The 3,332-nt window shown below is 57.9% G+C and carries 2 rRNA genes (1 of these 2 cut by a window edge); both read left to right on the top strand.

Annotated features, from left to right (window positions below):
• The first annotated feature begins 238 nt into the window (after window positions 1-238).
• A 16S ribosomal RNA gene (locus tag ACWEKM_RS45605) occupies window positions 239-1,761 on the top strand.
• A 304-nt stretch (window positions 1,762-2,065) separates the two neighbouring features.
• A 23S ribosomal RNA gene (locus ACWEKM_RS45600) occupies window positions 2,066-3,332 on the top strand; it runs 1,921 nt beyond the window's last position.
• Together the 16S and 23S rRNA genes form the textbook arrangement of a ribosomal RNA operon.

The raw sequence follows: 3,332 nt of genomic DNA, 5'->3' as shown, positions 1-3,332 counted from the left end.
ACCGAAGGGAAGCGCCCGGAGGAAAGCCCGAGAGGGTGAGTACGAAGGAAGCGTCCGTTCCTTGAGAACTCAACAGCGTGCCAAAAGTCAACGCCAGATATGTTGATACCCCGTCTCCGGCCGGTATGGCCGGGGCGTGGTTCCTTTGAAATACACAGCGAGGACGCTGTGAACCATCGGGTTATTCCTCCGGTGGTTCCGCTCTCGTGATGTGTCGCCCCGATTGTCGGGGAAAGCATTCACGGAGAGTTTGATCCTGGCTCAGGACGAACGCTGGCGGCGTGCTTAACACATGCAAGTCGAACGATGAAGCCCTTCGGGGTGGATTAGTGGCGAACGGGTGAGTAACACGTGGGCAATCTGCCCTTCACTCTGGGACAAGCCCTGGAAACGGGGTCTAATACCGGATATGAGCCTGGGAGGCATCTCCTGGGTTGTAAAGCTCCGGCGGTGAAGGATGAGCCCGCGGCCTATCAGCTTGTTGGTGAGGTAGCGGCTCACCAAGGCGACGACGGGTAGCCGGCCTGAGAGGGCGACCGGCCACACTGGGACTGAGACACGGCCCAGACTCCTACGGGAGGCAGCAGTGGGGAATATTGCACAATGGGCGAAAGCCTGATGCAGCGACGCCGCGTGAGGGATGACGGCCTTCGGGTTGTAAACCTCTTTCAGCAGGGAAGAAGCGGAAGTGACGGTACCTGCAGAAGAAGCGCCGGCTAACTACGTGCCAGCAGCCGCGGTAATACGTAGGGCGCAAGCGTTGTCCGGAATTATTGGGCGTAAAGAGCTCGTAGGCGGCTTGTCACGTCGATTGTGAAAGCCCGAGGCTTAACTTCGGGTCTGCAGTCGATACGGGCTAGCTAGAGTGTGGTAGGGGAGATCGGAATTCCTGGTGTAGCGGTGAAATGCGCAGATATCAGGAGGAACACCGGTGGCGAAGGCGGATCTCTGGGCCATTACTGACGCTGAGGAGCGAAAGCGTGGGGAGCGAACAGGATTAGATACCCTGGTAGTCCACGCCGTAAACGGTGGGAACTAGGTGTTGGCGACATTCCACGTCGTCGGTGCCGCAGCTAACGCATTAAGTTCCCCGCCTGGGGAGTACGGCCGCAAGGCTAAAACTCAAAGGAATTGACGGGGGCCCGCACAAGCGGCGGAGCATGTGGCTTAATTCGACGCAACGCGAAGAACCTTACCAAGGCTTGACATACACCGGAAACATCCAGAGATGGGTGCCCCCTTGTGGTCGGTGTACAGGTGGTGCATGGCTGTCGTCAGCTCGTGTCGTGAGATGTTGGGTTAAGTCCCGCAACGAGCGCAACCCTTGTCCCGTGTTGCCAGCAGGCCCTTGTGGTGCTGGGGACTCACGGGAGACCGCCGGGGTCAACTCGGAGGAAGGTGGGGACGACGTCAAGTCATCATGCCCCTTATGTCTTGGGCTGCACACGTGCTACAATGGCCGGTACAATGAGCTGCGATGCCGTGAGGTGGAGCGAATCTCAAAAAGCCGGTCTCAGTTCGGATTGGGGTCTGCAACTCGACCCCATGAAGTCGGAGTCGCTAGTAATCGCAGATCAGCATTGCTGCGGTGAATACGTTCCCGGGCCTTGTACACACCGCCCGTCACGTCACGAAAGTCGGTAACACCCGAAGCCGGTGGCCCAACCCTTGTGGAGGGAGCTGTCGAAGGTGGGACTGGCGATTGGGACGAAGTCGTAACAAGGTAGCCGTACCGGAAGGTGCGGCTGGATCACCTCCTTTCTAAGGAGCATTTCTTACCGGCTTTGGCCGGTCAGAGGCCAGTACATCAGCGAGTGTCTGATGCTGGTTGCTCATGGGTGGAACGTTGATTATTCGGTCCAGATCTCGGGCCGGGGGCTGCTAGTACTGCTCGTAAGAGCGTGGAACGCATGATCTTCGGGCGGGATGTGGCCGGGCACGCTGTTGGGTGTCTGAGGGAATGAATTTTTCCTTCAGTGCCGGTCCCAGTGAACTCCAGTTTCGGTTGGGGGTGATGGGTGGCTGGTCGTTGTTTGAGAACTGCACAGTGGACGCGAGCATCTGTGGCCAAGTTTTTAAGGGCGCACGGTGGATGCCTTGGTACCAGGAACCGATGAAGGACGTGGGAGGCCGCGATAGTCCCCGGGGAGTCGTCAACCAGGCTTTGATCCGGGGGTTTCCGAATGGGGAAACCCGGCAGTCGTCATGGGCTGTCACCCATACCTGAACACATAGGGTATGTGGAGGGAACGCGGGGAAGTGAAACATCTCAGTACCCGCAGGAAGAGAAAACAACCGTGATTCCGGGAGTAGTGGCGAGCGAAACCGGATGAGGCCAAACCGTATGTGTGTGAGACCCGGCAGGGGTTGCGCATGCGGGGTTGTGGGATCTCTCTTCTGTCGTCTGCCGGCGGCAGGGCGAGTCAGAAACCGTTGATGTAGGCGAAGGACATGCGAAAGGTCCGGCGTAGAGGGTAAGACCCCCGTAGCTGAAACATTAGCGGCTCGTTTGAGAGACACCCAAGTAGCACGGGGCCCGAGAAATCCCGTGTGAATCTGGCGGGACCACCCGCTAAGCCTAAATATTCCCTGGTGACCGATAGCGGATAGTACCGTGAGGGAATGGTGAAAAGTACCCCGGGAGGGGAGTGAAATAGTACCTGAAACCGTGTGCCTACAAGCCGTGGGAGCGTCGGAATGTGCTTGCATGTTCTCGTGACTGCGTGCCTTTTGAAGAATGAGCCTGCGAGTTTGCGGTGTGTTGCGAGGTTAACCCGGGTGGGGTAGCCGTAGCGAAAGCGAGTCCGAAGAGGGCGTTTGAGTAGCACGCTCAAGACCCGAAGCGGAGTGATCTAGCCATGGGCAGGTTGAAGCGGAGGTAAGACTTCGTGGAGGACCGAACCCACCAGGGTTGAAAACCTGGGGGATGACCTGTGGTTAGGGGTGAAAGGCCAATCAAACTCCGTGATAGCTGGTTCTCCCCGAAATGCATTTAGGTGCAGCGTCGTGTGTTTCTTGCCGGAGGTAGAGCACTGGATAGGCGATGGGCCCTACCGGGTTACTGACCTTAGCCAAACTCCGAATGCCGGTAAGTGAGAGCGCGGCAGTGAGACTGTGGGGGATAAGCTCCATGGTCGAGAGGGAAACAGCCCAGAGCATCGACTAAGGCCCCTAAGCGTACGCTAAGTGGGAAAGGATGTGGAGTCGCAGAGACAACCAGGAGGTTGGCTTAGAAGCAGCCACCCTTGAAAGAGTGCGTAATAGCTCACTGGTCTAGTGATTCCGCGCCGACAATGTAGCGGGGCTCAAGCGTACCGCCGAAGTCGTGTCAT

Source organism: Streptomyces sp. NPDC004752 (genome assembly GCF_053601275.1).
Note: the sequence above shows the minus strand (reverse complement) of the source record. Positions and strands in the feature narration are given on the sequence as shown.